22 protein-coding genes are annotated in these 24,251 nt (G+C 59.8%); 18 read left to right on the top strand and 4 right to left on the bottom strand.

The window, feature by feature from the left end; translation table 11 throughout:
* Positions 1 to 64: 64 nt before the first annotated feature.
* Together HYT87_05290 and HYT87_05285 are read right to left on the bottom strand one after the other, a co-directional pair.
* Positions 65 to 1,192: an LptF/LptG family permease gene (locus tag HYT87_05290; protein MBI2059168.1), complete on the bottom strand. Its 1,128-nt coding sequence runs from the start codon at positions 1,190 to 1,192 to the stop codon at positions 65 to 67.
* The gene (locus tag HYT87_05285) at positions 1,185 to 2,306 is read right to left on the bottom strand and encodes an LptF/LptG family permease (protein MBI2059167.1); all 1,122 of its coding nucleotides are present in this window, start codon (positions 2,304 to 2,306) and stop codon (positions 1,185 to 1,187) included. Before HYT87_05285 ends, HYT87_05290 begins: the two co-directional genes overlap by 8 nt.
* A gap of 91 nt (positions 2,307 to 2,397) precedes the next feature.
* On the opposite strand from HYT87_05285, the gene HYT87_05280 reads away from it, so the two are divergent.
* The 6 genes from HYT87_05280 (at position 2,398) to HYT87_05255 (ending at position 8,671) form a co-directional block, all read left to right on the top strand.
* Positions 2,398 to 3,444 carry a bifunctional riboflavin kinase/FAD synthetase gene (locus tag HYT87_05280; GenBank protein MBI2059166.1) on the top strand — a complete coding sequence of 349 codons (1,047 nt, stop codon included), beginning with the start codon at positions 2,398 to 2,400 and terminating at the stop codon, positions 3,442 to 3,444.
* Positions 3,445 to 3,484: 40 nt separating this feature from the next.
* A complete protein-coding gene (gene aroE / locus HYT87_05275; protein ID MBI2059165.1) occupies positions 3,485 to 4,348 on the top strand; it encodes a shikimate dehydrogenase in 864 nt (287 codons plus the stop codon).
* A gap of 61 nt (positions 4,349 to 4,409) precedes the next feature.
* The gene (locus tag HYT87_05270; protein ID MBI2059164.1) at positions 4,410 to 5,126 is read left to right on the top strand and encodes a histidine phosphatase family protein; all 717 of its coding nucleotides are present in this window, start codon (positions 4,410 to 4,412) and stop codon (positions 5,124 to 5,126) included.
* A gap of 7 nt (positions 5,127 to 5,133) precedes the next feature.
* Positions 5,134 to 6,333 carry an acyl-CoA dehydrogenase family protein gene (locus HYT87_05265; GenBank protein ID MBI2059163.1) on the top strand — a complete coding sequence of 400 codons (1,200 nt, stop codon included), beginning with the start codon at positions 5,134 to 5,136 and terminating at the stop codon, positions 6,331 to 6,333.
* Positions 6,334 to 6,338: 5 nt separating this feature from the next.
* On the top strand, positions 6,339 to 7,397 hold the full coding sequence (locus tag HYT87_05260) for a phosphotransferase (protein MBI2059162.1): 1,059 nt from the start codon (positions 6,339 to 6,341) through the stop codon (positions 7,395 to 7,397).
* Positions 7,394 to 8,671, top strand: a complete 1,278-nt coding sequence (locus HYT87_05255) for a glycosyltransferase family 2 protein (protein ID MBI2059161.1) — start codon at positions 7,394 to 7,396, stop codon at positions 8,669 to 8,671. The genes HYT87_05260 and HYT87_05255 overlap by 4 nt, the downstream gene beginning before the upstream one ends.
* A 7-nt stretch (positions 8,672 to 8,678) precedes the next feature.
* On the opposite strand, the gene bioF is transcribed toward HYT87_05255, so the two are convergent.
* The gene (gene bioF, locus HYT87_05250) at positions 8,679 to 9,887 is read right to left on the bottom strand and encodes an 8-amino-7-oxononanoate synthase (protein ID MBI2059160.1); all 1,209 of its coding nucleotides are present in this window, start codon (positions 9,885 to 9,887) and stop codon (positions 8,679 to 8,681) included.
* A gap of 101 nt (positions 9,888 to 9,988) precedes the next feature.
* Here bioF and HYT87_05245 point away from each other — a divergent pair, with 101 nt between their 5' ends.
* The 10 genes from HYT87_05245 to HYT87_05200 all read left to right on the top strand — a co-directional run bounded on the left by HYT87_05245 (position 9,989) and on the right by HYT87_05200 (position 18,741).
* Positions 9,989 to 10,261: an HU family DNA-binding protein gene (locus tag HYT87_05245; protein MBI2059159.1), complete on the top strand. Its 273-nt coding sequence runs from the start codon at positions 9,989 to 9,991 to the stop codon at positions 10,259 to 10,261.
* Between the two features lie 59 nt (positions 10,262 to 10,320).
* Complete coding sequence (locus HYT87_05240) at positions 10,321 to 11,799, top strand: DnaJ domain-containing protein (GenBank protein ID MBI2059158.1); 1,479 nt, start codon at positions 10,321 to 10,323, stop codon at positions 11,797 to 11,799.
* Between the two features lie 128 nt (positions 11,800 to 11,927).
* A complete protein-coding gene (locus tag HYT87_05235) occupies positions 11,928 to 12,842 on the top strand; it encodes a branched-chain amino acid transaminase (protein MBI2059157.1) in 915 nt (304 codons plus the stop codon).
* Positions 12,843 to 13,267: 425 nt separating this feature from the next.
* Positions 13,268 to 13,678, top strand: coding sequence for a YjbQ family protein (locus tag HYT87_05230; GenBank protein MBI2059156.1), 411 nt, complete (start codon positions 13,268 to 13,270; stop codon positions 13,676 to 13,678).
* On the top strand, positions 13,623 to 14,255 hold the full coding sequence (locus tag HYT87_05225) for a Mut7-C RNAse domain-containing protein (protein ID MBI2059155.1): 633 nt from the start codon (positions 13,623 to 13,625) through the stop codon (positions 14,253 to 14,255). Before HYT87_05230 ends, HYT87_05225 begins: the two co-directional genes overlap by 56 nt.
* A 67-nt stretch (positions 14,256 to 14,322) precedes the next feature.
* A complete protein-coding gene (locus HYT87_05220; protein MBI2059154.1) occupies positions 14,323 to 15,942 on the top strand; it encodes an HD domain-containing protein in 1,620 nt (539 codons plus the stop codon).
* Complete coding sequence (locus tag HYT87_05215) at positions 15,942 to 16,508, top strand: hypothetical protein (protein ID MBI2059153.1); 567 nt, start codon at positions 15,942 to 15,944, stop codon at positions 16,506 to 16,508. The genes HYT87_05220 and HYT87_05215 overlap by 1 nt, the downstream gene beginning before the upstream one ends.
* Positions 16,501 to 16,920 (top strand): nucleoside-diphosphate kinase, encoded by a 420-nt coding sequence (ndk, locus tag HYT87_05210; protein ID MBI2059152.1) that lies wholly within the window; start codon positions 16,501 to 16,503, stop codon positions 16,918 to 16,920. The genes HYT87_05215 and ndk overlap by 8 nt, the downstream gene beginning before the upstream one ends.
* Before the next feature lie 16 nt (positions 16,921 to 16,936).
* Entirely contained in the window at positions 16,937 to 17,821 is an 885-nt protein-coding gene (gene mtnP / locus HYT87_05205; GenBank protein MBI2059151.1) for an S-methyl-5'-thioadenosine phosphorylase, read from the top strand.
* Positions 17,822 to 18,144: 323 nt separating this feature from the next.
* Complete coding sequence (locus tag HYT87_05200; GenBank protein MBI2059150.1) at positions 18,145 to 18,741, top strand: hypothetical protein; 597 nt, start codon at positions 18,145 to 18,147, stop codon at positions 18,739 to 18,741.
* Positions 18,742 to 18,802: 61 nt separating this feature from the next.
* On the opposite strand, the gene nadB is transcribed toward HYT87_05200, so the two are convergent.
* Positions 18,803 to 20,527 carry an L-aspartate oxidase gene (nadB, locus tag HYT87_05195; protein ID MBI2059149.1) on the bottom strand — a complete coding sequence of 575 codons (1,725 nt, stop codon included), beginning with the start codon at positions 20,525 to 20,527 and terminating at the stop codon, positions 18,803 to 18,805.
* On the opposite strand from nadB, the gene HYT87_05190 reads away from it, so the two are divergent.
* Both HYT87_05190 and HYT87_05185 read left to right on the top strand, forming a co-directional pair.
* Positions 20,478 to 22,652: a HAMP domain-containing protein gene (locus HYT87_05190; protein ID MBI2059148.1), complete on the top strand. Its 2,175-nt coding sequence runs from the start codon at positions 20,478 to 20,480 to the stop codon at positions 22,650 to 22,652. The two genes, nadB and HYT87_05190, sit on opposite strands and share 50 nt — an antisense overlap.
* The gene (locus tag HYT87_05185; protein ID MBI2059147.1) at positions 22,649 to 24,172 is read left to right on the top strand and encodes a sigma 54-interacting transcriptional regulator; all 1,524 of its coding nucleotides are present in this window, start codon (positions 22,649 to 22,651) and stop codon (positions 24,170 to 24,172) included. Before HYT87_05190 ends, HYT87_05185 begins: the two co-directional genes overlap by 4 nt.
* Positions 24,173 to 24,251 lie beyond the last annotated feature (79 nt).

Genomic DNA, 24,251 nt, shown 5'->3' with positions numbered 1-24,251 from the left:
GAATCAATCCATGAAGAACACACTAGCACTTGTACCATTTTTCCACAGGCTGGGCCTGTGTGCGCTACATCTGCCGGGCCAGGATGATGAGGCCGGCGGAGAGGAGGGGGAGGTGGATGAGCCAGGCGGCGATCTCGGCGGGGAGGAGGCCGTGACGGCCCAGGATGATGGTGAGGGCGAAGAGCGTCCAGGCGAAGAACGAGGCGAGCACGGCGAGAAACAGCGTCCCCCCGAGCGTCTTCTTCCGCCCGCCCCCCATGTGGGCGAGCGCAAATCCGAGGAGTGACAATGGCAGCGCCAACGAGGGAAACGAAAGCCGCGTATGAAGAGCCACAAGATACTCCCGGGCGTCGTACCCCTCATTCATCAGCTTCCGCGTCAGCGTCCACAGGTGGCCGAAGCTCATCGTGTCCGGATCCTCTTTGAAGATTTCGAAATCGTCGAAGGACTCCGGCAGGCGCACGCGCAATTCCTCGAAGGGTTGTACGGAGAAGAGATCCCCTTCCTTGAACTGGTGGGACTTCCCCCGCCGGAAGACCCATTCCTTTTTATCGTATTGTCCTTCTTCCGCCTCGATGTACGTGTGGAGCCGAAAGGCCTCATCGAGCCGGTACACCCTCACCTTCTGGAGGAGCCGCTCTTCCTGACGGATCGATTCCGCCTGGAAGATGGAACTGATGCCGGGAATCCAGATCCCGTGAGTCGTCTGGACCGCCGCCCTCTGAATCTTGCGAATCTCCTGAACGATGATCTTGTTCCGAACTTCGATGGTGCGCGGCACCAGTTTCTCGCCGATGAGGAAACTGGTGGCGGCGAAGCCCGCGCAGGGGATGGCGATGACGGCGAAGAGGCGCAGGTAGGTAAACCCGCAAATTCGGAGGACGACCAGCTCGTTGTTCCGGATGAGCAGGCCGGTCGAGATGAGCGTCCCGATCAGGACGGCGACGGGAATGAGGTGATAGATGATCAGGGGAAGGTTCAGGAACAGCAGTTTGGGAAGGAAGCTCAGTGCGGCGCGGTACCGGTAAAGCAGCCGCCCGATCTCGAAAAGATCGACGATGGCATAGACAACGAGCAGCCCCGACAGGGTCAGAAGGATGAGTTTCGCGTACTCCGAGATCAGGTACTTGGTCGTTGTGATCCGGAGCGTTGAACGGAAACCGAACCGGCCCTTCTTCTCAGGGTCAGACACCTTGCCGCTCCCTTCGGGCGTACAGGAGCAGGCCGACGATTGTGAGCACAACGTTCGGCGCCCATGCGACGATGATCGGCTGGATGAGGCCGCGCTCGCCAAGGCGCGTGGACGCGGTGAGGAGTAGGTAGTAGGTGAACGCGAGACTCAGGCAAACCCAATACCCGCGCAACGCGCCGGAACCCCGGGCCACCGCCACGAGGGCGGGCCCCAGCAGGAGAAAAACGAAGCACGAAAAGGGCATTGCCCATTTACGATAGAATTCGATTTCGTAGGGAAAGACCTGTTTGAATTCCACCTGTTCGGCCTTCATGCGCTGGATTTCGGCCTTGAGTTGAATGTGAGTCAGATCCCGCGGGTCGGGCAGGGGCTTCACGAAAGACTTCTTCACATTTCGCATCGGCAGTTCGTAGCGATCGAAACGCACAAGCGTCAGCTCGTCGCGATCCTTCGCCCGGCTGACGGACACGCCCCCCTCGAGGACGAATTTTCGCGATTCCTGCTCGCCTTCGGGCACATCCTCCGCGGGTTTGGTCAGGACTCCGCTCCGTGCTATCACGGTCATGTTCCGTCCTTCACGTTGGTCGGAGATGAATACCCCTCCAAACGCGCGGGTATCTTTGGAAACCTTTTGAACGTAGAGCAGGAGGTTTTCGAACTCGTCGAAGAACACGCGCTCTTTCACGGCGGACTCGATCTGGCTCTCGGCCGTTTCTCTCAGGAGGTCTTTGAAGGACATGGCGGCTTTGGGCTGGGCGTAGACGGAAACATACATGGAAAGCGAGTAGAAGATCACCCCGAAGACGGCCGGCGCAACCAGGAGCGACCGGAACGGCCGGCCGGACACTCTCATCGCCATGTACTCGCCGTCGGCGGACAGTCGGGCGAACCCGACCGTGAGGCCCACAAGGAATGAAAGCGGGATGGTGATGGGGAGAAACGAGGGAAGCGAGAGGAGATAGAGTCGCGCAATCACGGCGAAGGGCACGCCCTGGGTGAGGAGGAGGTCCAGCAAGCGGAGAATTTTGTCCGAGAGAAATACGGATGTGAACAAGCAGAAGCCGATGAGACAAGGAATGAGGAACTCCTTGACGATGTAGGCGTGCATGATCATGGCGCGTAGTCTACATCATGCCCGTTCCGTTGACATCGAAGGATCGAGAGGATAGCTTGGGTGTCCGCATTCTATGCGTGCCCACACCGGTTTGAAATCGATTCGAGCTTCAATCCTGGCTGCACGGAGCAGGAAGGTCGGGACCGTTGCCACGATCGGGAATTTTGACGGTGTGCACTTGGGACATCAGGAGATTTTCCGGCGCGTCCGCGAGACGGCCCGACGGGCCGGTCTCCAATCGGTGATCGTGACGCTCCACCCGCATCCCGGAAAGGTCCTCGGCAAGGCGGCGGATTTCAGGCTGTTGACCCCTCTCCCGGAAAAAATTCGCCAGATCCGGTCTTCGGGAGTGGACCACCTGTTTGTTCTTCGATTCAGCCACAGTACGGCGCGTCTCGCTCCGAGGGATTTTGTGCGGCGCTATGTGGTGAAGGGGCTGGGCGCGCGGGTGTTGATCGTGGGCTATGACTTCTTCTTCGGGAGAGATAGGGAGGGTGATTCTGCCCTGTTGGAGAAACTGGCCCGGGAATGGGGATTTCAGTTTCAGGTCGTGGCGCCGATCCGCCGGCACGGGGTCCTCATCAAGAGCACACTGATTCGGGAGAAGATCAATGCGGGCGAAGTGGCGGAAGCCCGGAAACTCCTGGGGCGTCCCTACGTGTTGATCGGAGTTGTCCGCAAGGGGCGAGGGCTCGGTTCCAGGATCGGTTTCCCCACGGCGAACCTGGATGTGGGTGACGCGGTGATCCCGGCCAAGGGCATCTACTCGGTTTGGGTGGAGATGGACAGGGGTAAATATCCCCCCGAGCGGCTACCGGCCGTCATGAGCATTGGCACCAATCCCACGGTGGGAGGGAAGACGCTCAGCCTGGAGGTACACATCCCAGGATGGAAGAAACCGCTCTACGGGCGGACCTTGCGCGTCGAGCTCCTGGAGCGAATTCGGTCAGAGAAGAAATTTGATTCCGTGGATGCGTTGAAGCGGCAGATCGCCAAAGACATCCACTCCGCGCCGCATCATCATCTGGTTTCATATCGCCGTCCTTGGACGTGGGCCTTGCGCGAAGCCAAGCAAGACCCACGAGCGAAAAGGGCGGCGCAAACATTCCATCGCTTGGGGCGTGATAGAAAAGATTGAGCCTCAGACGCTCCCTTCCGCTCCGCTGCACGGACGACGAGTGGAAAGACGATCGAATCCCTGCGTCGCTTGGCTGATTGGGGACCCGGTCTCCCATTCGCTCTCGCCCCTCCTCCACAATGCAGCCTTCAAGAAAGTGGGGCTGCCCCATGTGTATGTTCCCCTGCGGCTTCCTCATCGTTTGCTCCGGCCGTTTTTCGGGCTTGCTCCGCACGCTCGTACCTTGGGGATGAACGTAACCGTGCCTCACAAAGAGGCGGTTCTGCGATTCATCGATCACCTTTCACCTGAAGCAAAAGTGTGCGGGGCTGTAAATTGCATCCGCGTTCGCGGCCGCCGACTGGAGGGATTCAACACGGATGGTTCGGGATTCCTGGCGGCGATCAAGAAGGAATTCGGCTTCGACGCGCGTGGGAAAAGAGTGGTGATTCTCGGTGCGGGAGGCGCCGCGAAGGGAGTGGCGCACGCACTGGCGCCGTGCGGGTTACGCTCGATCATCATCCTGAATCGCACGGTCTCGAGGGCCCGGAGCCTGGCCGTTAATGTGAGGACGGTGACGCGCAAGACCATCGTGGAAAGCGCTGCGCTGGATCGAACTTCCATGGAACACGCCGCCGAGGGGGCCGATCTGATCGTTCAAACCACATCCGTCGGATTGGACGGACGGAGCGCCATTCGATTTCCATTCCAGGATTCTCCCCGCCAGGCGCGGGTTGCTGACATCGTCTACCGCCCGCTCGAGACGCCTTTCTTGAAGGCGGCGAAGAAGGCCGGTCGGAGAACGCTGGGAGGGTGGGCGATGTTTCTCTACCAGGCGGCGGAGTCGTTTCAGATCTGGACGGGGCAACCTGCGCCAATCCCGCTCATGCGGCGCCTCCTTCTGTCGAGCCTTCGCCCCGATTGAGGGGCGGCTTTGACAGAACAAAAAGCCGCGCGTAGGCTCGAAACACTCGCGACGGCAAGATATGAGCACACTCACTTTGGTACGACATGGTCAGGCCTCGTGGTTGGACGAGAACTATGACCGCCTCTCCGATGTGGGCGAAGAACAGTCGCGCCGTCTCGGCCTTTTCTGGCATGAGCGTAGCATGCGCTTCGATCGCGTGTTCGTGGGACCGAGGAAGAGACATCTGAAAACGGCCGAGTTGGCCTCGGCTCCCTCGCTCCAAAATGGCTCTCCGTGGCCGAAGGCCGAAGTCCTTCCGGGTTTGGATGAATACGATTGGGAAACACTCACTCGACAGGCCCTTCCCGAACTGGTTGGCCGGTACGACAATGTCAGGAGTCTCGTCGACGACTTCCAGAAATCGAACGGGCGGGAGGAGGCATCGAAAAAGTTCCAGCTTGTCTTCCAGGAAATCATGAAGCTTTGGGTGGGGGGGTCCTTCAACTGGCCGGGCGTGGAGCGATGGGATGCGTTTATCGAGCGGGTTCGATCGTCTCTGGACACCATGCGGAAAGCGGCGTCGAAGGGCCAGAAACTGGTCGCGTTTACCTCGGGTGGGCCGATTTCCATCGCCCTGCATTGCGCGCTGGGTACGGACGAGAAGACAACCTTGAGCCTGGCGTGGGTGATCCGGAATTCCGCACTGACGGAGTTCCTGTTCTCAGGCGAGCACTTTACGCTCAGCACCTTCAATGCCCTGCCGCACTTGGACTCGTCCCTCTGGACCTATCGATAGGGAATCCATGGATTTCGCAGTCTCAGAAAAAATGCGCACCGTCATCGCGATGATTCGCGAGTTCATGAAGAAGGAGGTGTATCCGCTGGAAAGGGATTTCGCCACAAAAAGCTTCAAGGTGATGGTCCCCGTTCTTGCCGGGAAACGGGAGCGAGTCAAGCAGACGGGTTTATGGTGTCCTCAGGTGCCCCAGGAGTTCGGCGGAGCGGGATTTTCGCTTCTGGAGCACGCGCAGATCAGCGAGGAACTGGGCCGGAGCCCATTGGGCCATTACCTCTTCAATTGCCAGGCGCCCGACTCCGGCAACATGGAGATCCTGATGCAGTATGGCACCCCGGAGCAGAAACAGAAGTACCTAACTCCGCTCCTCAAAGGAGAAATCCGGAGCTGTTTCTCGATGACCGAGCCCGAGCTGCCCGGCTCGAATCCCACCTGGATGGAGACGAAGGCCGTGAAGGACGGCACCGACTATGTGATCAACGGACAGAAGTGGTTCACCACGGCGGCCGACGGCGCCGCGTTTGCGGTGGTCATGGCCGTCACGAATCCCGAGGCCGAACCCCACATGCAGGCAAGTCAGATCATCGTTCCCACGGGCACACCGGGCTTCAACCTTGTCCGGAATATCTCCGTCATGGGTCATAAGGGCGACGACTACGCGAGCCACGCCGAAATCATCTACCAGAACTGCCGCGTTCCCCAAGCCAACCGGCTGGGGGAGGAGGGTACCGGATTCCTCATTGCGCAGGAGAGGCTTGGACCGGGTCGGATTCACCATTGCATGCGGTGGATCGGAATTTGTGAGAGGTCATTCGAATTGATGTGCCATCGCGCGGCCACGCGTCCGATGTCACCTGGAAAGATGCTCGGCTCCAAGCAGATCGTTCAGGAGTGGATAGCGGAATGCCGCGCGGAAATTCAGGCGGCCCGGCTGATGGTCCTGCATGCGGCGTGGAGAATCGAGAACGAAGGGCTGTACGAGGCGAGGGAAGAAGTCTCCCTGATCAAGTTCTATGTGGCGGCCGTGATGGGAAAAGTCATCGACCGCGCCATCCAGGTCCATGGCGCACTCGGTGTAACGGATGATACGCCGCTGGCTTTCTTTTATCGGAATGAACGGGCCTCGCGCATCTACGACGGGGCCGACGAGGTGCACAAGGTGGTTGTGGCGCGGCGCCTGCTCAAACAGCACGGGGTGAACATCTGAGGGAGGTGGTAGACGGTGCCCGGCCCCCGCGACCGGGCGAGGAACTCGACCCGGCTGCTCTGGGTCAACTTCTTGCGCGCGAATTGGGAGAACCCGAGGGCGCTTTGGCCATTGAGCAGTTTCCCAGCGGGCATTCCAACTTGACCTACCTGGTGCGAGCGGGTGGGCACGAATGGATCCTTCGGCGCCCTCCCTTCGGGAGCAAGGTCAAGACGGCGCACGACATGGGACGGGAGTATCGGATTCTCTCGAAGCTCCACGCCGTCTATCCTCCCGCTCCTCGGCCGATCCTCTACTGCGAAGACGTCTCGGTGTTGGGGGCGCCGTTCTATCTGATGGAGCGGATCAAAGGGGTCATCCTGCGCCGCCAGATTCCTGAGGGCGTGTCCCTCACACCGGAAACCCTTCGCAAAATGGGCGAGTCGCTTATCGACAATCTCGCCGTGCTGCACCAGATCGATTTCAAGGCCGCGGGATTGGGAGATCTTGGCAAGCCGGAGGGTTATGTGGAGCGTCAAGTGACGGGGTGGACGCGACGCTACGCGGACTCCCAGACCGACTCGATTCCCGAAATCGACGCATCGGCAAAGTGGCTCGAGGCGAATCGGCCGCCGGAGAGCGGCGCGGGCATCATTCACAATGACTACAAGTACGACAACGTGGTCCTTGACCCGGCGGATTTGACCCGGATCATCGGAGTCCTCGACTGGGAGATGTCCACCGTGGGGGACCCGTGGATGGACCTGGGCACCACGCTGGGATACTGGGTGCAGGAGGACGATGGATTTGAGCTTCAAGCCCTCGGGTTCGGGCCTACCCATCTGCCGGGAAACCCAACCCGCAAGGAGTTGGCGGCGCGATACGCGGAAAAGACGGGGCGAGCGGTCACCCACCTGTCTTTCTACTACGCATTCGCCCTCTTCAAGACGGCGGTGGTTCTCCAGCAAATCTACTATCGCTACAGGAAGGGACTGACGAAGGACGAGCGATTCTCGATTTTCATTGAAGGGGTTCGCGTGCTGGCCCAGGCCGCGGCGCGGGCGGCCGAAACGGGGAAGGTGTGACCTCGCGCGAACCGGCGCCCTTCCATCTCGACGAAATCCGGCAGGCGTGCTTCGCCCAGTTGCGGGGTGCGATCTCAAATGATGCCGAATGGCGCAAGCACCTGGACTGGGCGTTCGACCGCCTCGCGCGCGAGGCCGAAAACGGTCCGTTCACGCCTGCCGAACGCGTGTATCTGGACGCCTTGGCCGTGGCCGGGATTCAGAAAAATGACATCCCGTCGGTTCGTCGAATTCTCGGCGGGGTTTTGCGGCGGGATCCCGATGACTTTTTCTTTCTCTATCTGGATCTAAAACTGAGCAATCTCCTCGGCCTGGATTCGCCCTCCCTGAGCCGGGTGGAGAATCTTCTGGCCGTTGCGCAAACATCCCTCGATGTGCCTGGCTTCGAGTTCCTGCCGCCGAGAGGGGAGTGTTCGCCCGCGCTGTCGATCGCCGTCTCGACTTGGAATCGGCGTGACTCGCTTGCGATCCTCGTCGAAAGTGTCCGCAGGAATACGATCTCGCCGTATGAGCTGATCGTGTATGACAACCGGAGTTCGGACGGAACTCAGGAATACCTCCGTGCGACTCGGAATGATCTTCCTGAATTGGGTGTGGTCTTCTCACAGGGCCACCGCTCCACGATTCGGGCCTACAAGCTTCTCTTCCAACTTGCGCAAGCGGACCTGATGGGCGCGCTCGCCGATGATGTGGAGGTGCTTCCCGGATGGGATACCGCGCTGTTGGAAGCGAGCGGTCGGACCGGAGGGGTAGGGGAAGTCACGCCGCTGGCCCTGGCGACGGACGGGACGATCCGGTACACCGCATCCTGCATTCCCTACATGAGCCGGAGACATGATTGGATGAACCTGCATGGCCGCGTCCCGAATCGCAGAGGGGTCCGCCCCACCGAGGCGGGGTTGCCCCCGGAAGCCATCGAAGTGGAGGGCGGGGCCTATCCGTTCGTGCGACGCAGTGTATTCATGAGAACTTCCATGGTGGACGAGCGTTTCCTCCATGTGTGGGACAACGACCTCGCGCTCGAGATTCGATCGCAGGGGCTGAGCAACAAGCTGTGCCCGGCCGGCCGGATCCTCGATCATGCGCGCCCTTCCGATCAAGTACTGGCGCGAGGGGAAAGTGAGCACGGATTGTCGGAACGGTTGTACTTGGATCCCACCCGAGCGATGGAACTCATCCGTGGCGGTTCCACGCCGGCTCTCCGGTACTTTCACGACGACCTCCTCCACCAGTGCAAGTGGCGCGCCTGGCGAATCGAGCCGTGCAACGTGTAGCCTTGAGTTAAGCCTGATTCAGAACGGCTTTCAGGGCGGTCAGGACGGTTCGGATGTGGTCCCGAGTATGCGTCGCCATCAAGGAGGTGCGGAGTCGGGCGGTGCCCTTGGGAACGGTCGGGTAGCGTATGCCTTGGGCAAATACCCCGCGCCCGAGGAGCGACTCGCACGTACGCATGACCCGGGCGTTTTCTCCGAGAACGATCGGCAAAATGGGGCTCTGCGGTTGCGCGTCGACTCCGAGGGCGGTGAGACCCCGGGTATACTGACGAACTCGACTCCACAGTCGTTCCCTGAGCGCGGTTCCTTTTTCCACGAGATCGATAGCCGCGATGGCGGCGGCGCATACGGCCGGGGGCAGCGCGGTGGTAAAGATGAAGCTGCGTGACGTATTAATCAGCAGGTCGATCAGCGCACGCGAACCGGCCACGTAGGCGCCGAAACATCCCAGGGCTTTGCCCAGCGTTCCCATCTGAATCGGGATGCGATGCTGGAGTCCGAACTCCTCCGCGAGCCCCCCCCCCCGGGGACCGAACACTCCCGTGGCGTGCGCTTCATCAACCATCAGCCGGGCGCCATGGTGCTCCGAGAGGTGGACCAACTCAGGCAGGTGTGCCAGATCTCCATCCATGCCAAAGACCGTGTCGGTCACCACGAGCTTCTTCTTTGTCCGAACGCGTCTCAGCAGAGATTCCAGATGGTCCATGTCCCCATGTCGATAGACCATAATCCTTGCGCGTGAAAGGCGGCAGCCATCGATGATCGAGGCGTGATTGAGCTCGTCTGAAAATACGACGTCGTCCGGCCCCGTCAGCGCTTGAAGCAATCCGAGATTGGCGTGGTACCCCGAGTTGTACACGAGTGCAGCGGGCGCCCGTTTGAACGCGGCCAGGCGTTCCTCCAGTTGCTTGTGGGGCGACATGGCGCCGGAGATCAGCCGCGCGCCGCTCGATCCCACTCCATACCGTTCCACCGCCCGGATGGCCGCGGACCTCAAAGCGGGGTGCCCGGCTAGGCCGAGATAGTTGTTGCTGCAGAGCATGACGACCTTTCGACCGTTCAGATTCACCTCGGGTCCTTGGGACGACTGAATCTCCCGCATGGAACGCCAGAGTCCCGCTCGTCTCAGTCCCGCAAGCTTCGCCTCCCAGTCTTTTTCCGGCCTCACCCTCCGTTTCACTGCGGGGACGGCGAGAGGAGGGGGTATGGGGTCCATGCGCCGTTTCTTCATGGTGGCCGCGAATCATATCAGAAAGCTCCATCCGCGGGGTTTCGTGTTCCCTTGATTTTCGCTTCCATGCAGGTATAAAGACTCGCGTGAAACGAGCGGAGCTTCTTGCAGCGATTGCGCGGGACGCCGGCATCTCCAAAGCGGAGGCCGACAAAGCCCTCCGTTCGTTCACGTTTCACGTGACCCGCGCGATGAAGCGGGGAGGGCGTGTCTCGCTCGTGGGATTCGGCGTGTTCACCGTGGTGGATCGAAAAGCCCGGACGGTGCGAAACCCCCAGACGGGCAAGGAGATCAAGGTTCCCGCGTCGCGCCAGCCCAAGTTCCGACCGGGTCTTCATTTCAAGCGGGCCGTTCGGTAGTCCACCGGAACCTTCCATACGTGTTGTGGAGGAGGGCCTTCCGGCGGTAAAATGATCCGATGTCAACTTCGCGAGAATCCGGCCAGGTCAAGGATGTCCGAGTGCCGCGGCTCCTTTATCAACTCCATCGGCACCAGAAGACCGGCGTCCTGCTCCTAAAGCGGAAAGATCTCCGCAAGGCCGTATTTTTCCGCAAGGGCAGTATCCTCGAGACGAGGTCGAACGCCCTCCGGGACTGCCTCGGCCAGATGTTGGTGCAGGCGGGGAAACTGTCCCAGGAAGCGCTCGGCGATTCCCTCCGCATCATGGAGGGCACCTCCATCCGCCAGGGTGAGTTGTTTGTGAAGATGGGCTTCCTCAAGGCTGCCGAGCTCGAAGAATGGCTGGGGCGCCAACAAATGGAACGAATCTGGAATGCCTTTGAGTGGACTTCCGGAGAATTTGAGTTTGACGCCGACGGCGGCGGCCACCTGTCCGGACACCCGCAGCCGGTGCTTTCGGTGATCTACTCGGGGATCTCGCAGCGCCTGGGCATGGATTTTCTGCGGAAAGAATTCAATCTGGTTCGTGGAAACTTCTACATGCGCCAGGAATCGATGGACATGGTCTCCTCCGAAGTTCAGATCTCACCGCCGGAGCGGGATTTCTACTTCAAAGTGCCCGCCGAGGGGACGGTGGAGAGTTTGCTGGTCGATCCCCGGCTGGAAGAGCTCCCGAAATATCGATTCCTGTATTTCTGCGTCCAAACGGGGCTCATCGAGACGGCGGCGGATAAGACGGCGTTGCGCACGGGCGCCACCTCAAGAAGGATCGGCGCCTTCGGGGCGCGAGACCAGCTCAAGCGGCTGCTGGGTGAATACAACGACAAGACGTTTTATGAAGTTCTGGGTGTCTCCCCCCAGGCGGGTCGGGAGGCCGTGAAGGAAGCCTATTTTGCGATGGCGGGCCAGTACCATCCCGACCGTTTCACCGGCCAGGGCGATGACACGCGAAAAATGGCCGAACAGGTCTTCTCGCACATCAACACGGCGTACTCGACGCTCTCGGACGATGCCACACGGCAAGCCTATGATGCCACCGTGATGAACGCGCCCAAAGGCGGGCAGGAAGGCACGGACATGCAGAGTATCGTCAATGCCGAAATTCACTACAGCAAGGGAATGAACCTTCTCAAACGCAAGGAATACGGCCCCGCCGTGAAAGCATTCCAGCAGGCGGTGGAGCTTAATCCCAAGGAGGCGGACTATCTCGCCCATCTCGGCTGGGCCTTGTTCAAAGATGGCTCATCGCCCGGTGGAAAGGAAAAGGCAAAGGATTTTCTGCGCAAGGCCATCGACTTGAACCCGAAGATGGATCGACCGTATGTCTTTCTCGGGAGCATTTACAAGGCCGAAGGGCAGATGGAGAAAGCCGAGCAGCAGTTCGAGGCGGCCGTCCGGTGCAATCCGGACAACTTGGACGCCATGCGTGAAATTCGAATGAGCACCGTGCGAAAGGGAAAAGAGCAGACCATTTGGAAGAAGATGTTCAAGAAATGAGAGTGTCTAACGGAATGCCGATTCGTAGGGGAGCATCTTCAGATGCTCCCTCTTGTCGGGAGGGTCTGAAGACCCTCCCCTACGCATTCTGTTGGACGCACTAATATTGGAAATGGGAGTTATCTGAAATGCAGAAGACCGACAAGATCTGGCTCGACGGGAAAATGACGGCGTGGGATCAGGCCAAGGTCCACGTGCTGACGCATACGCTGCATTACGGATGGGGCGCGTTTGAGGGTATCCGCGCCTACAAGTGTAGTGACGGCCGGAGCGCCGTCTTTCGGTTGCGGGACCACGTTGACCGCTTGTTTGAGTCGTGCCTCATCCTGGGGATCAAGATTCCTTTCAACAAGGAAGAAGTGTCGGCGGCGTGCGCTCAGGTCCTCCTGGAGAATAAATTGAAGGAAGGCTACATCCGTCCGATCGTGTTTGTGGGGGACGGCGAAATGGGACTTCTCATCAAGAACCCGCCGATCCGGCTTGCGGTTGCGTGCTGGCCGTGGGGGACTTATTTGGGCGAGGATGGACTGAAGAACGGCATCCGGGCGAAGGTTTCGTCGTTCACGCGCCATCACATCAACGCGAGCATGACGAAGGCGAAAGCGCCCGGCTATTACGTGAATTCCATTCTGGCCAAGAAGGAAGTGGTGGACGCGGGGTACGACGAAGCCATCATGTTGGACGCGGAAGGGTACGTTTCCGAGTGTAGCGGAGAAAACCTCTTCATGGTGAGGAAGGGTGCGATCAAAACGCCGCCCCTCACGGCCATCCTTGGCGGGATCACGCGCGACACGATCATGGAGTTCGCCTCGGATCTCAGCATGAAGGTTTCCGAACAGGTCTTCACGCGGGATGAACTGTACACGGCGGAAGAGGTCTTCATCACCGGCACGGCGGCGGAGATCACGCCCATCCGGGAGATCGACAATCGCAAGATCGGGACCGGACGGCCGGGGAAGACTACGAAATCGCTCCAAGAACGCTTTTTCCAGGTCGTTCGGGGTGAGGATGCGGACTATCATCACTGGCTGACGTTCATCTGAGGGTAAGCGTTCGGCCATCAGCCCTCAGTCTAACGGAATGCCGATTCGTAGGGGAGCATCTTTAGATGCTCCCTCCTGTCGGGAGGGTCTGAAGACCCTCCCCTACGCTTTCTGTTAGACGCTCTGAGAACACGCCCCCGCTCCGGGGCGTGCCGTGCCCGGCGGAACGGCTGAAAAGGACACCGATCTCCTGTGCTCGCCCTCCCTGGCTCGCATGGCAGGATCGGGACCGCGCCATCCATGGCCGGCACCCCGCCTGCAGTGGCCTCCCATCGTGGTCGGCCCGGAGGGCGGGGTACCGCACCGTCCGTGGCTGGCACCCCGCCTGCAGTGGCCTCCCATCGTGGTCGGCCCGGAGGGCGGGGCACCGCACCGTCCGTGGCTGGCAGTTGATTAGGGTTCTCGTTTGTCCTAATATCCGCGGAGTGCGCATCCATACGACGACCATCGAACTGGAAACCCGGAAAAAGGTCGAGGATTTGAACGTGACCAACCGGATTCAGCAGGCCGTATCGGAAAGCGGTATTCATGAGGGGATTGCCTTTGTCTTCTCGGGCCATACCACCGCCGGTGTGTATCTCTCCAATACCGACAGCGTCCTCCCGAAGGACATTCAGGATTTTCTCGAGGAGCTCATTCCGAACAAACCGACCTACCGCCACAATCTGTACGGGAAGAACGCCAGCGCGCACATGAAATCCATCCTGGTGGGCGCGGATATCACGCTGCCCGTCATGGAATCCAAGGTGGTGCTGGGCCAATGGCAAGCGATTTTCTTCGGTGAATTCGACGGACCTCGAAAACGGAAGTTCATCGTCCGCATCATGGGGGAGTAGGCTGTTCCGCGGGGGACTCTCGGACCTCGGGAGTCAGCGGTCGGGGCCGTTCGGCCTGAAAGGGCCTCTCGGGGCGGGATGGACGACGGGCGAACGGTGCTCGTCTGCTCTTTCTTCCCGACTTTTCATTGCGGATGTCATGCTGGGTCGGCTGGCCACCTGGCTTCGGATCCTGGGGTATGATTGTGAATACGACCGGCGATGGTCCGATCGGGAAATTCTCAAACGACGGCGTGAAACGGGGAGGATTGTTTTGACGCGCGACCGGGACTTGATGGGACGATTGCCGCCGGAAGCCCGCTGCTGGATCGGCAGTGATCGGGTTCTTGAGCAGCTCCGGGATCTTTGTCGTGAGCTCGATCTGCGGGTGTCCGGCGACCGACTGTTCACGCGCTGCCTGAGGTGCAACGTTGAACTGGATGAAGTGTCGCGATCGGACGTGGAGCGGATCGTACCGCCTTATGTGTATTCCACCCAACCCGAGTTTTCTCGCTGCCATGGCTGCGGGCGGATCTTCTGGGCGGCTACGCATCGGACCTCCGCCGTGGAAAGCCTGAAAGCGGTGGGGCTGCTGTGATCTGCCCTGCGTCCCAAGATCTCAAATCTCAAATCTCAAATGTGAGATCCACAAAGGGAGTGGTGGGGTGACTCTCAAAGAATCACTCGTCGACCGCGTCGTCGATCTGGAAGATCAGATCAAGCGGATGTGCCTCATCGGCATCGCGCTGACCTCCGAGCGGAACCTCAAAGTCCTCCTTGAAAAAATCGTCCACGAAGCGCGCGGTTTCGTCGGGGCGGATGCCGGAAGCCTCTACATCGTTGAGCACGAACAACTCAGCTTTGAGGTGGCCCAGAACGATTCGTTGGAAAGGGCTGGGAAGATGGAACCTTTCAACGCGTTCAAGATGCCCCTGAACGAGAAAAGCATCGCAGGGTATGTCGCCCTGCGCGGAGAGCTTCTCATGATTGGCGACGTATATACCCTTCCTCCTACTGTCCCTTATCAATTCAATCGCGCGTTCGACGAGCGAACGGGGTATCGCTCCAAGTCGATTCTGGCCATTCCCATGCGCGATCATGAAGAGCAGATTATCGGCGTGCTCCAACTCCTCAACAAGCTGGATGGGAACGGGGCCGTGCAGCCCTTCTCCGCGAGCGACCGCGATATCAGTTACTCGCTGGCCAGCCAGGCTGCGATCAGCATCAACAACGTCCGCCTCGTCAAGGAATTGAAGACCACGTTCAACGCCCTCGTCACGTACTGCGGCGTGCTGGTCGACGCTCGAAGCCGCCACACGGCCGGGCACACCGTGCGCGTGGCCGAGTACACCATGCGTCTGGCCGATGCCGTCACTCGCCAGCAGGATGGGCCGTTCAAGGAAGTGAAGCTGAGCGAGGACCAGTTGGAGGAAATCTATATTGCCGCCTACCTCCATGACATTGGGAAGATCGGCGTTCGGGAAACGGTGTTGGACAAGGAGAACAAGCTGACCAAGGACCAATTGGAGGCGATTCGGCAGCGATTCCACTATGTGAAGGAGCGGACCCTGCGGGAGTGCTTTGAGCGAATCGCCCGGGAAGGGTTGGGAGTGGAGGGCGCCCGAAAGACGGAGTCGGAGGCACAGGAGAAGGTGCGGCAACTGGAAGATGACTTGAAATTTGTGGAGCAAGTGTACATTCCGACCGTGGTGGCGGATGACAAGGCCGCGCGCCTCCAGGAGATCGCGAAAAAGCGGTACACCGATCCCTCGGGCCAGGAGCAGCCGCTCATCACGGAGTTTGAATACGAGAATCTCTCCATCCGACGCGGCAGCCTGACCTCCAAGGAAAGGAAGGAGATTGAAGATCACGTCGTAAAGTCCATCGAGATTTTGACGCGCATCCCCTTCCCGAAGCACCTCAAGAATGTTTGCGTCTACGCCGGCGGTCATCACGAGAAACTGGACGGTTCGGGATACCCGAACGGCATCAAGGGTGACGCCCTCCCCCTTCAGGCGCGGATGATCGCCCTGTGTGATTTCTTCGACGCCCTTACGGCCTACGACCGCCCCTACAAGAAACCCGTCCCGGTGGAGCGCAGTTACTCGATCATTGAGGAAGAAGGGAAGCAGAACAAGATCGATCTCACGCTCCTGGATTTGTTCCGGAAGGAAAAGCTGCACGAGGGGATTGTGGAGGAGGCCGCCAAGCCGCCCCACGAGAGGAAATATCCGGATGGGATCCAGTCCCCTTTCATCAAGCAGATCCTCGGCAAGGCGAATTGATGCTGCGAGCGAGTGCCTGGACCTGGGCGGTCCTGCTTGGGTTCTTGCCCCACACGATTATGGCAGCCGAGGCGGAAAAGGCGACAGCGTACATGGATCTGCGGTTTAAGAGCGAGATGCGCGATGAGCTCGATCTCTATGCGGTGGATCGCGCGGTTCGGAAGATCCCGGGCGTAAAGAAGACGGAGGGATCATGGCGGGAAAAAAAGATCCGCGTGGAGCTTCAGCCGGAGGCGGCCGTCCCTGTCGCGGAGGTCGGACGTGCCGTTGGAGCGTCCGGACATGAACTCAAAGAGATGATTCTGGAGTGCCGCGGCGTCTACTTCCGGGAGGGATACAAGAACACGTTTCGTTCCGAGCCCGGTGGGGTGGTCTTCCAACTTGCCGTGGGCGAGAAGACGCGCGAATTGGAAAAACAGCCGCAGCCGGCGCGGGTGAGGCTCCGCGGCCGGGTCAATCTCGAACGGCTCACAAGCCCTCCGATTCGCTCAGGACCCCCTCAGGCACTGAGTGAATCGAAGGGCCCTTTCGCGCTGGTTGTGCTATGGTACGCGCCCGATGAATGAACGGACGCTGGCTCTGGTGAAGCCGGATGGGGTCGAACGCGGACTCATCGGCGAGGTCATTCGCCGATGGGAGAAGGCCGGGCTCAGGATCGTCACGCTGAAAATGGTGCGATTGTCGAAGGCGGAAGCGGAATTCTTCTACCAGGTTCACAAGGGCAAGGGTTTTTTCGAGAGCCTGACGAAATTCATGTCGTCCGGACCGATCGTGGCACTTGTGCTGGAAGGGGAAAACGCGATCCTCAAGAACCGCGAGATCATGGGAGCCACGAACCCCAAGGATGCCGCACCCGGCACGATCCGAAAGGATTTCGCAACGGAGATAGAGAAGAATATTGTTCACGGGTCCGATGGGCCCCAGACGGCCGCTTGGGAGATGTGTTTCTTCTTCGGCGGACTCGAATCCTTGAGATAACCCGGCCTCGCCTTCCATGAATGCCCGCGCGGACCTCGGCGTCATCGGCGGGAGCGGCATGTACGATATGCAGGGTCTGCACGCCGTGCGCAAAGTGAAGGTCCACACCCCTTTCGGCGATCCCTCCGACTCCATCATCCTGGGCGAACTCGAAGGACGTCGCCTGGCCTTCCTGCCGCGTCATGGAGTGGGGCACCGAATCCTTCCTTCTGAATTGAATTTCCGGGCGAACATCTTTGCGATGAAACTGCTCGGTGTGCGACAGATCGTTTCGCTTGGAGCGGTGGGCAGCATGAAAGAGTCGATCCAGCCGGGGCACATGGTCGTTCCCGATCAATTCTTCGATCGAACTCTGAATCGGCCGCGGACCTTTTTTGGGGATGGAGTGGTGGTCCATATCAATTTCGCCGATCCGCTGTGTTCCTCCCTGGGGAGGGCTCTCGGCGATGCTGCCGCGAAAGTAGGGGCAACCGTTCATCGTGGTGGGACCTACATCTGCATCGAAGGGCCTCAGTTCTCGACACGCGCTGAATCGAAGGTGTTCCGTTCGTGGGGAGTGGACGTAATCGGCATGACCAATCTCTCGGAAGCGCGGCTCGCCCGGGAGGCGGAGATCTGCTACGCGACACTCGCATTGGTCACCGACTACGACTGCTGGCATGAGACCGAAGAAGATGTGAACATTGAAAGTGTGCTCCGCATTTTGAAGCAGAATGCCGAAACGGCGAAGTCCATCGTGAAGGCCGTGGCGGCCATCCTACCGGAGGCCGCCGCATGCTCGTGCGGCTCGGCGCTCAAGAACGCGATCATCACCGATCCAAAGCGCATACCGGCATCCACCCGACGAAGCCTCGCCCCTTTGATCGGAAAGTACCTTCCGAAGCCTCGGAGGAAACGCTAAGAGCCTCGAACGGAATGCCGATTCGTAGGGGAGCATTTTCAGATGCTCCCTCTTGTCGGGAGGGTCTGAAGACCCTCCGCTACGCATTCTGTTAGACGCACTTGGAGCGTCTAACGAAAAGGCGCGGGCTGAAGCCCCATGCCACGGAGGGTATGGGACCATGAAATGTCGCCGCACCACGGATGGTGCGGCATGGAACATGGCCCGCGGCTACCCCCGAGAATCTTTTTCCACGGTAGGCGCAGGCTTCATGCCTGCGTCTTTCACTTTCAGGATCGACTTGATCCGACGCCCCCGATCCCCGATACTACGCGCTAATGGGGATGCACGCACAAAAGATCGGGAGCCGGGTTCTGATTTGTTTCCTGGCCTTCTTCTCAGGGTGTCTCGGCCGAACCCCACCCGACAAGCTCGTGCTGCCTCCGGCGAGCGACCGGTGGACAAAAGACGTGCGCGTCTACGATGCTCTGGACGTGAATCTGGAGGGCTACATCACCTACCATTCACTCGATCTTCGCGAACGGGCAGTTGCCCGTCAGACCTTGGATTTTCATCTCGGCACTCAAGAGGTTGCCTCCCGGCGTGAAAAGGCCCGGAAAGAATGGGAGCAGAATGCCGATTTCTACCTGTCGGCCTTCACACCGAAGCGGACTTGGAACGATTTCGATCGCCGCGATTCGCACTGGCGCATCTACCTCGTAGGCCCGGACGGCGCCAGGGTGGAGCCGGCGAAAATCCAGAAGTCGTCCAAAGACGATGCGGCTGATCTTCACCCCGCCGAGGAGTGGAACCGGACCTACCTGATCCGTTTCAACCGGCCAAGCGACAAGGACAAGCGCCCCTTAACGGATGATGTCCTGGTGCGGGACTATCGACTTGTCGTGACGGGTCCGCTCGGCGAAGCCGTCATCAAGTGGTAGGCGCGGGCTTCAGCCCGCGAAGCAGGCGCAGGCTAAAGCCTGCGGCTACCGGCCTAGGAGATCAGCACGAGGAACTGGGCAGTCGCCTGACATCCGTGTCCTTGGCGCATCGCTCGTCCGAGAGGGGATAGCTCAAGTTGTAGTGCAGTCCGCGGCTTTCCTTGCGGCTGAGGGCGCTTCGGATGGTGGCTTCAGCCGCCGCCGCCACGTTCCGAAGTTCGATCAAATCTGACGTCAGCGTGAAGTTCCAATAGTAGTCGTTGATCTCGCGCATGAGCAGATCGATCCGTTGCCGCGCGCGCGCCAGCCGTTTGTCGGAGCGTACGATGCCTACATAGTTCCACATCAGCCGGCGGATCTCGTCCCAATTCTGGGAGATGACGACGGCTTCGTCCGAGTCGATGGCCGTGCCTTCGTCCCATGGCGGGACCGACGAGAAATCGAGCTTTTCATCACGGAATGTTTTGATCGCTTGGGCCGCCGCCCGATCCGCATAAACCAGCGCCTCCAGAAGAGAATTACTGGCGAGGCGGTTGGCGCCGTGCAGGCCGGTGCAGGCGACCTCTCCGATGGCGTAGAGTCCGGGGAGACTGGATCGTCCCCATTCATCCGCCTTGATGCCTCCGCAGCCATAGTGCGCGGCGGGCACAACCGGAATCGGTTCGCGCGCCATGTCGTACCCGTATTGACGGCAATTCTCGTAGATCATCGGGAACCGTTCCCGGATGAACGCTCCGTCCCTGTGGGTGAGATCGAGAAGAACGTAATCGTCCCCTCGTTTTTTCATCTCGCTGTCGATAGCCCGGGCGACGATGTCTCTTGGAGCCAGCTCGCCGCGCTCATCGTATTTTTTCATGAACGGTTCGCCATTCTGAAGCCGAAGGACGGCGCCCTCGCCGCGAACGGCCTCGGAAATCAGAAACGATTTGGCCTTGGGGTGGTAGAGACACGTGGGATGGAACTGGAAGAACTCCATGTTGGCCAGCACAGCTCCGGCGCGGTAGGCCATGGCCTGGCCATCCGCCGTGGCGATGTCGGGATTGGAAGTGTACAGATAAATCTTTCCGGAGCCTCCGGTAGCCAGGACCACCACACGCGCGCAATAGGATTCGATCTTTTGGTTCGCGCGGTCGAGCGTGTACACGCCGATGACTCGATCGTCATGAGGTGGGATACGCGCTTTGCGTCGCGTGACCAAGTCAATAGCCGTGTGATACTGGAGGAGACGGATCTCCGGCCGGTTCCGGATGCGCGCCACGAGCGCGGTCTCGATCTCCCGCCCCGTGAAGTCCCGCACATGGAGAATACGGCGCTTCGTGTGACCCCCCTCCATGCCCAACTCAAACTCACCGTTTCCCTCCTGCCGCGAGAAGGGTACGCCCAGATCGACCAGCTCGCGGATCATCCTCGGCCCCTCCCGGACCACCAACTCAACCGTGCGGCGGTTGCACAGCCCTGCGCCGGCCCGGCGTGTGTCTTCGATGTGCAGGTCAAAGGAATCTTCCTCCGAGATCACGGATGCAATGCCGCCCTGAGCGTACTTGGTGTTGGATTCGTTCTCGCCGGCCTTGGTGAGGACGATAACCTCGCCATGATCCGCCGCCTTCAGGGCGAAGCTCAGGCCCGCGATGCCGCTGCCCAGCACGAGAAAATCAGTTTGAATCAAGGGGTCACCTCTCCGCTCATTCTCGGTGCACGATGTGGCGATGTCAATGACCCGCGAGTAGAATGCTGACGTGTCGAACTTCCGCACCGCCTTCCTGGCGATCGCACTGACGCATGCCATTTTCTTCGTCTGCGAAATGGCGGGCTTCGGCGGGTTCTTTCTGATATCGATCCACCACACCGGTCTTCAGTCGCGTCTGGTCGGTATCAATTTTATTGCCGTTCTTTTCCTTCAGGTCGGGGCCGTGCTCCCGCTCATCTACCGCCAGATGAAACGCGGATGGGCGAAGGCGACCCCCGGCACTCCTGAGGGGAGGGAGGCGCTCCGACAGGTCCTCGTTCTCCCATGGTTCGGAACGGGGATTTCGTTCGCCCTCTGGTACGGAGTGGGCGCGGTCTTTCTCTTTTTCCAGATCGCCTTGGGAGGGATGGGTTGGGTGGATGCCATCATCGTGTCGGGCGCCTACATCCTCTCCACTTCCGCATTTCACATCGACCGGCTCCTGCTGTGGCGGTATCTGCTGCGTCGGCGCGTGGAGACCCTGCAGGGGCCGAACGATTTCATCGCGTGTTTCCGCCTCACCGTCCTGGAAAAGCTCTTCGCCTCCGCGGCCTTCCTGGGATTTGTGGCCATCACGCTTTCCTATTTCTACGCGCTCCGCCTGATCGTGATGACCCCCGAACAAATGCGGGTGGCGTACACTTTCTCGATCCCCGTCGTGGTGTTCTACCCGGTCTTCGTGATCGGATTCACGCTGCTCCGATTGAACCCGGTTCTGGAATACATGAAACACGAGGTGGAGGGGCTGCCGCACAAGGAAAAGAATCTGCGGCAGGCGCGACTCGTCGCCCTGCGGTTTCCCTACGAGCTTGCGGCGGTGATCCTACTCCTCTGGACCGGGGCGGGCATGTTCTTTGTGCCCGTGCAGGTGTTCTTCCTCGACATGCCGCTGCGAAAGGCTTTCGTGCTCTTCGCGGGCCTGATCCCGACGGCCTTGGGCGTCGGACTGTATCAGGCCAATTGGCATCGGCGCATTCTCAAGCCCTTCATCGCCCACCTCTCGGAGCGTCATCCCGAAATCGTGGGTACCGTGCGGGCCCTCAGCCTCCGATGGAAACTCATGGCCAGCTTCCTCGCCCTCACGGTCTTTACCGTGAGTCTGGCGTACCTTGCCAGCACGCTCCAATCCATACAAGCGCTCGACCCGGGCCTCCTGATCGTTTTCTTTGCGGTCCTGCTTCTCGTGGCCGTGGGCGTCGTGGTCTATTGGTCGGACGACATCTCCCAGCCGCTTGTCGAGCTGGCACAGACGGCGTCCGACATCGGCACGGGGGATCTGACCCGCCGCGTGTCCGTTGGAGAGGAGGACGAAATCGGGCGACTGGCGATGGCCTTCAATCGGATGGAAGCGGCCCTCCGGGAAAAAATGGAGAGCATCCGGAGTCTCAATCTCGACCTCGACAACAAGGTGAAGGAGCGGACGAGAGAGCTGGAACAGACTCTCAGCGAGCTCAAGCACGCTCAGGCTCAGGTGATCCACTCGGAGAAAATGGCCTCACTCGGACAACTGGTGGCCGGCGTGGCGCACGAGCTGAACAACCCTCTGTCGTTTGTGTATTCAAACGTGAAACTCCTCCAGGAATTGGTGGACCGCCTGAAACGCGCCGGAGCCGCCCCGGATCTCATTGACAGAATGGAAAGGCTCCTCAAGGGAATGGACGAGGGAGCCGATCGGGCCCGGAAGATCGTGGGCGACCTGAAAACGTTCTCACGGTTGGACGAAGCCGAATGGAAGCGGGTGGATATTCACGAGGGCCTTGAAAGCAGCCTGAATCTGATCCACAACAAGATGAAAAAGAACATCCAGATTCATCGGGAATTGGACACCCTCCCCAAGATCGGTTGCTACGCGAGCGAATTGAACCAGGTTTTCCTGAACCTGCTGGTGAATGCCGTGGACGCCATTTCGGAACGCGGCGACCTCTGGCTTCGAACGCGCCGGAAAGACGGCAGCGTTGAAATCGAGATCGAGGACAACGGCGCCGGCATGCCGCCCGAAGTACAGAAGAAGATCTTTGAGCCCTTCTACACCACCAAGCCGGTTGGGAGGGGGACGGGGCTGGGTCTGTCCATCTCCTACAACATCGTCCAGAAACATGGCGGCAGCATTCGGGTGGACAGCTCGCCCGGCCGTGGCACCAAGTTCACCATTTCCCTCCCGGTCCGGGAAATACCACTTACATGAAGCGAGACAAAGTCCTTGTGGTGGATGATGAGCCGAACATTGTCGAGGCCCTTACGATCGCCTTGGAGGAACAGTATGACGTGTTGGGGGCCACGTCCGGTACGGAGGGCCTGGCGCTGCTTGCCAGGAACCCGGATTCGGCGGTGATCATTACCGACCAGCGGATGCCGGGGATGAGCGGGACCGAGTTTCTGGAAAAGACTCTCGATACGGCGCCCATGGCCGTTCGCATCATCCTGACCGGGTACACCGACATCGAGTCGCTGGTCGAAGCCATCAACGCCGGGAAGGTCTACCACTACATCACCAAGCCCTGGCAGCCCGGGGATCTGCGCGTGATCGTTCGCCGGGCTGTGGAGTACCGTGGCCTCCTCCAAGAACGAGGAGAGCTCCGGACAGACCTTCTGAAAAAGAATGAGGCGCTTGAACGTACGCTTGCCGAATTGAAAGAGGCTCAGGAGAAATTGATGGAAGCGGAACGGCGCGCGTTTGCCGAGCAGCTCCGGGAGAAAGAGGAGCAGATCTCCGTCTTGAGCCAGAATCTCACGGAGCGGCACCGGTTCGATTCGCTCGTGGGCCGCAGTTCCGCGATGCAGAAGGTCTATCGCTTGATCGAAACAGTTTCCCCATCCGATGTTACCGTGCTCATACAGGGCGAGAGCGGAACCGGCAAGGAGATGGTGGCCAAGGCCATTCATTTCAACGGAGCGCGCAAGGACAAGCCGTTCGTGGCACAAAATTGCGCCGCGCTGACGGAGACGCTTCTCGATTCAGAGCTGTTCGGCCATGCGCGAGGCGCGTTCACAGGCGCCATTCGGGACAAGCGGGGTCTGTTCGACGTCGCCTCCGAAGGCACGCTCTTCCTCGATGAAGTGGGAGAGATGAGCGCCGCGCTCCAGGTGAAACTCCTCCGAGTCCTCCAGGACGGATCCTACACAAGAGTGGGGGACGACGGACCCCGCACGACGCGTGCCCGGATCATCTCAGCAACCAATCGGGACCTCTTTCATATGGCACAGCAAAAGAAATTCAGGGACGATCTATACTACCGCCTGCATGTTGTTCAGATATCGCTCCCACCCTTGAGGGATCGAAAAGAGGACCTGCCGATGCTCGTGCGCCATTTCGCGGAGAAGCGGGGCAAGAACGGGCGCATGGAGATTCACCCCAATCTTCTGGAGGCCTTCGACCGGTACGATTGGCCGGGGAATGTCCGCGAACTTGAGCACGAGATCGAGCGGATGATAACCCTCCATCCGGGCGCTTCCCGCCTGACGGCGGACATGGTCTCCGAGCGGCTCCGCACGGGCCTGGTCAAACGATCAAGAGTGAAAAGGGGTACTTCGATGAAGGACATTACGGCGGAAGTCGAAGAGGGGATCATCCGGGATGGACTCGAGCGGACCCGTGGGAACAAGGCCAGGCTTGCCCGCGAGCTGGGCCTCAGCCGGAAAGGTCTGTTGGACAAGATGGTTCGGCTCAAGATACCGGCGCCGCCGCGGAGGAGAGTGGACAAGTGATCCAGAAGAGACGTGTTCAGGTAGTCAAGTGATCATGTGGTCAAGTGAAGAACTATAGTCGCATCCCTGCTTTCCGGCT

Source organism: Nitrospirota bacterium (genome assembly GCA_016180645.1).
In the GTDB taxonomy this organism is placed as follows: Bacteria; JACPQY01; JACPQY01; order JACPQY01; family JACPQY01; genus JACPAV01.
This window is presented reverse-complemented; position numbering and strand designations above follow the sequence as displayed.

What these genes read in the sequence shown, in the direction of transcription:
- HYT87_05285 (MBI2059167.1), bottom strand. Translation starts at nt 2,306, where the DNA reads ATGATCATGCACGCCTACATCGTCAAGGAGTTCCTCATTCCTTGTCTC.
- HYT87_05270 (MBI2059164.1), top strand. Translation starts at nt 4,410, where the DNA reads ATGAGCACACTCACTTTGGTACGACATGGTCAGGCCTCGTGGTTGGAC.
- HYT87_05265 (MBI2059163.1), top strand. Translation starts at nt 5,134, where the DNA reads ATGGATTTCGCAGTCTCAGAAAAAATGCGCACCGTCATCGCGATGATT.
- bioF (MBI2059160.1), bottom strand. Translation starts at nt 9,887, where the DNA reads ATGGACCCCATACCCCCTCCTCTCGCCGTCCCCGCAGTGAAACGGAGG.
- HYT87_05240 (MBI2059158.1), top strand. Translation starts at nt 10,321, where the DNA reads ATGTCAACTTCGCGAGAATCCGGCCAGGTCAAGGATGTCCGAGTGCCG.
- HYT87_05235 (MBI2059157.1), top strand. Translation starts at nt 11,928, where the DNA reads ATGCAGAAGACCGACAAGATCTGGCTCGACGGGAAAATGACGGCGTGG.
- HYT87_05215 (MBI2059153.1), top strand. Translation starts at nt 15,942, where the DNA reads ATGCTGCGAGCGAGTGCCTGGACCTGGGCGGTCCTGCTTGGGTTCTTG.
- ndk (MBI2059152.1), top strand. Translation starts at nt 16,501, where the DNA reads ATGAATGAACGGACGCTGGCTCTGGTGAAGCCGGATGGGGTCGAACGC.
- mtnP (MBI2059151.1), top strand. Translation starts at nt 16,937, where the DNA reads ATGAATGCCCGCGCGGACCTCGGCGTCATCGGCGGGAGCGGCATGTAC.
- HYT87_05200 (MBI2059150.1), top strand. Translation starts at nt 18,145, where the DNA reads ATGCACGCACAAAAGATCGGGAGCCGGGTTCTGATTTGTTTCCTGGCC.
- nadB (MBI2059149.1), bottom strand. Translation starts at nt 20,527, where the DNA reads ATGGCATGCGTCAGTGCGATCGCCAGGAAGGCGGTGCGGAAGTTCGAC.
- HYT87_05185 (MBI2059147.1), top strand. Translation starts at nt 22,649, where the DNA reads ATGAAGCGAGACAAAGTCCTTGTGGTGGATGATGAGCCGAACATTGTC.